The following is a 3,701-nucleotide window of genomic DNA, read 5'->3' on the forward strand; positions in this document are numbered from 1 at the left end:
GTATATATTTCGTCAAACGAATGGCGCTTACCATCAGCAAGGAGTCGAAGGATCGGTCTAAATACATTCTTCCCATTAGTTTCCACACCATTCGAGAAGTATTCCAAAAGGCAATCACCGAAGGCGACTTTCCCGTCCAGTACCTCTTTTCCCCGATCTGTCAATCGGATTATCCCACCATCCATCTCAAGAACGCCAAGGCTTACCCAAGGACCTCTTCCCCGACGGAAAATCGGTCTATCCGGACGATCTTCTGGCACCCATCGAGTCCCAGGGAGTGCAGCCTCCAGATCCTCGTACAATGAAACATTTGTATGCGCCCAGGATTCTCCACTATGTCTGGCGAGAATTCGAAAAGCCTCCATCCAGTTCTCTTCTAGCCACTGCTTCTCCATGCCTCCGCCTAGTTGACTAAAGTGCGTCGTCTCGGTATAGAAATCAGGCCGTTGAACTGTCACTGGAATACCATTTCTGAGTCGAAGAGGTGGTCTTGCCCAAGAAGCCTAACCATGTCGAAGTAGTCAGGTCGCGGCGAATCGAATAGTCTAACCACCATCTCGGCGCCAATGCAAGCCCCGAGTAGCGGCGGTACAGCATTACCAACCTGTCGAATTGGATGTCGGGACGTTCCAGAGAATTCCCACCAGTCCGGAAATGTCTGGATTCGTGCACTCTCTCGCGGTGTAACTTCACGCGGATCATGCGGATGGACATGCCCTTTGCCGCCGCCTTTGTCGGATCCAACGATGATCGCATACGACGGTCGTTCAGGGTCAAGCCTATTGATCCTAGTCTTCGGATCACGCTCGCCGAATGCCAAGGATCGGTATCGTTCTATAATTCGATCACTATGCTTCCGCCCAGTGTGGTTGGGCAGGGATTCTCCCATCGGCGGAAGGCCTCGCAGCGCATCTCTCACGTTGCGGCGGTGGAGGCCACCGTCTTGATCACCAGTAATGCGACGAATCTCTTCGATCTGTCGCCCCTCGCGCGAGCCAATGATAATTACCCGGTCACGCCTCTGCGGTACGCCGTAATCTTCAGCGTTCAGTCTAAACACCGACAACTTGTAGCTCAGGTCCGGCGCTGGATTCTCGAGCAGTTTGCAAATCGAATGGAAGACGTTGCCGCCGTCGATCGTGAGGAGTCCGTATACATTTTCGAATACAAATGAGCGAGGTGCCATCTGCGCCAAAAGCCGCGCATATTGGTCTGGTAGCTGTCCACGCGGGTCACCTCGACCTTGCCTGCGCCCCATTACGCTGAAGGCCTGACAAGGAGGCCCTCCCGCTAAAACATCCAACTTGCCGCGCGCGAGCCCAACTTGGGCGAGTATCTGTGAACCATCAAGGTCGCTTACATCAGCCTGCTCGATGATGGCGTCGCGGAGAAATGGGAGATCATTTGCGCGAGAATTCCGCCTCCCACTCTCCAGAGTCTTGCAACTGTGATAGTCGATATCACTCGCGTAGAGGGTATGCATGCCCGCGGCCTCGAGACCTAGGTCCAACCCTCCAGCCCCACTAAAAAGTGAAACTACGGTCGGTGTCTGTTTAGTACTCATCTGCTGCTCGTTTCCACGTTGACGACACCAATAGTAGGCTGCGCGAGGACTGGTGCCCCGGTGACACCCGCTGCGTTCGCTGTTAAATCTATCTGGAGGGTACGACAATCCCGCGAGCTCCTGAATCAGTCCTCCTCAGCGTCATCGCGTTCCGAGCGGACGATCATCTTCGGGACGTCGTCGGTGTAGCGGACCTTGACCTTCCGCTCACCCGCCTTGATCGGGTCGGCGCCGACGGTCTCGATCGGGTCCGGCGGGCCGGGGAAGTCCTCCGCCTCAGGGAATCCGGAAGCCGAGGACTCGGCGTCGAATTCGTGATCGAAGTCGTTGCGGGTGTCGTGCGTGGCACCGGGTGCAGCGGTCGCGAATCCGGAGGTGTACTCCGCGGCCCACGGGTTGATGTGTTCGGTTTCGACAGGCTCAACCGGCGAGAGGGGCTCCACCGGCGGGTCGAACGACATACCCAGGTACTTGCGCCAGGTGTCCTCGTGGCGGGGAGTGACACCGTCTAGGACGGCGGCGTCCTCAGCGGCGCGCACCTGCTCGATCAGCTGCAAGACCCGGCGGCGCTGCTGATCCTCGGCACTGTCACGCGCGTGCTTGCGGACGGGGATGTCGACCCGAGTCAGCGACGGGCTGATCGCGTCGCGCGGGAAGTCGGCGGACGCCAGACGCTCAAAGAGCTTCTGTGTCAGTGCCAACGCCGGCTGACTGGTCACCAGGCCGTCGAGCACACTCCCCCGGTTCCGCTCGGCCGCCTTGCGCTCCTCCCACTCCCGGATCTGACGCTCCAGGTCCGCATGCTCGCCCGACAGAATCCCCGGCGTCCGGTAGGAGACCTTGTCGACAAAACTCTGCGCCACGTCGTCGATGCTGAACGCGTCCTGCGCCGAATCCTCGGCGATCCGCGCGTGGAACAGCACCTGCAACAGCAGATCACCGAGCTCGGACCGCAACTCCGCATGGTCGCCACTATCGAAGGCGTCGAGCAGCTCGTAAACCTCCTCCAGGAGGTACCGCCGTAGCGAGTCATGCGTCTGCTGCTGCTCCCACGGACCTGTGCGACGCAGCCGATCCATCAGCGCCACCGCTGCCAGCAACCGCGTACCCGGAATCTCATCGCCCACAATGACCTGATCGCCGTGCGAAATCATCTGCAGCACAAGGGGATGCGCGCGATCGGACGAGAGCACCACCGCGCCGAACGGCACCTGATGTGCCCCACTTGCGAACTCGTACGACGGAATGTTCCACAGCAACGCAGGATTCACATCCTCCGTCACGAACACGTGCCCCGACATGAAGGACACGGCACGCACCGGGATCAGGTCCGGCAAATCAGGATCCAGCAGGATCACAGGCATCGGTACACCTCCGAGAAGTAGCTCGAGGTGAACCTTACTTGCTTCTACGCACTATCCAACGGCTTCAACGTCGTCATGAACGAGACCAGGTAGGCGATCAGCTCGTCATCTCGCAAACGCGGGGAGCCCATGCCCCCCGACCGCGGGATCGGCAGGGTGACTGTCGACGTCGTCGCCCGATAATGCGCGCCCTTGAACAGGCGCGCCAGTCGGACCTGCTCGCTATCGAGCAGCGGCAGCGGCGCAAACCGCACCGAATCGCCGGCCGGAGTCACCTCGGTGATCCCCCGCTCCCGCGCCCGCAACCGCAGCCTCGCAATCGACGCCAGGCGTTGTGTCTCGACGGGCGGCTCACCGTAGCGGTCCATCAACTCGGTCAGCACTTCGTCGACGTCGGTGTCCGACGTCGCAGCAGCCAGTTTCCGGTACGCCTCCAACCGCAGCCGGTCGGCCTCCACGTACTCGACCGGAATGTGCGCGTCGACCGGCAGATCGATCCGCACCTCCTTGGTCTCCTCGTGCGTGATCGCCTCCCCGTCGGCCGCCGCGCGATACGCCTCCACGGCCTCCCCCACGAGCCGCACGTACAGGTCGAAACCAACCCCGGCGACGTGCCCGGACTGCTCGGCACCCAGCACATTGCCGGCGCCGCGCAACTCCAAATCCTTCAACGCCACCGCCATACCCGCGCCCAGCTCGTTGTTCTGGGCGATGGTCGCCAGCCTGTCGTGGGCCGTCTCCGTCAACGGCCTATCAACGCTGTAGAACAGGTA

The 3,701-nt window shown here is 60.4% G+C and carries 4 protein-coding genes; all 4 read right to left on the minus strand.

What is annotated here, in order from left to right:
• A partial coding sequence (locus WAW85_RS01855; RefSeq protein WP_422557961.1) for a hypothetical protein occupies positions 1 to 395 on the minus strand: 395 nt, incomplete at its 3' end.
• A gap of 59 nt (positions 396 to 454) precedes the next feature.
• The gene (locus WAW85_RS01860; protein ID WP_422557962.1) at positions 455 to 1,564 is read right to left on the minus strand and encodes a DNA cytosine methyltransferase; all 1,110 of its coding nucleotides are present in this window, start codon (positions 1,562 to 1,564) and stop codon (positions 455 to 457) included.
• A 125-nt stretch (positions 1,565 to 1,689) separates the two neighbouring features.
• Entirely contained in the window at positions 1,690 to 2,928 is a 1,239-nt protein-coding gene (locus WAW85_RS01865) for a MazG family protein (RefSeq protein WP_422557963.1), read from the minus strand.
• 44 nt (positions 2,929 to 2,972) lie between these two features.
• The coding region (locus WAW85_RS01870; protein WP_422557964.1) for a TRCF domain-containing protein at positions 2,973 to 3,701 on the minus strand (729 nt) is incomplete at its 5' end.

It is taken from the genome of Gordonia sp. (in: high G+C Gram-positive bacteria), assembly GCF_049299075.1.
In the GTDB taxonomy this organism is placed as follows: domain Bacteria; phylum Actinomycetota; class Actinomycetes; order Mycobacteriales; family Mycobacteriaceae; genus Gordonia.

What these genes read in the sequence shown, in the direction of transcription:
- WAW85_RS01865 (WP_422557963.1), bottom strand. Translation starts at nt 2,928, where the DNA reads ATGCCTGTGATCCTGCTGGATCCTGATTTGCCGGACCTGATCCCGGTG.
- WAW85_RS01860 (WP_422557962.1), bottom strand. Translation starts at nt 1,564, where the DNA reads ATGAGTACTAAACAGACACCGACCGTAGTTTCACTTTTTAGTGGGGCT.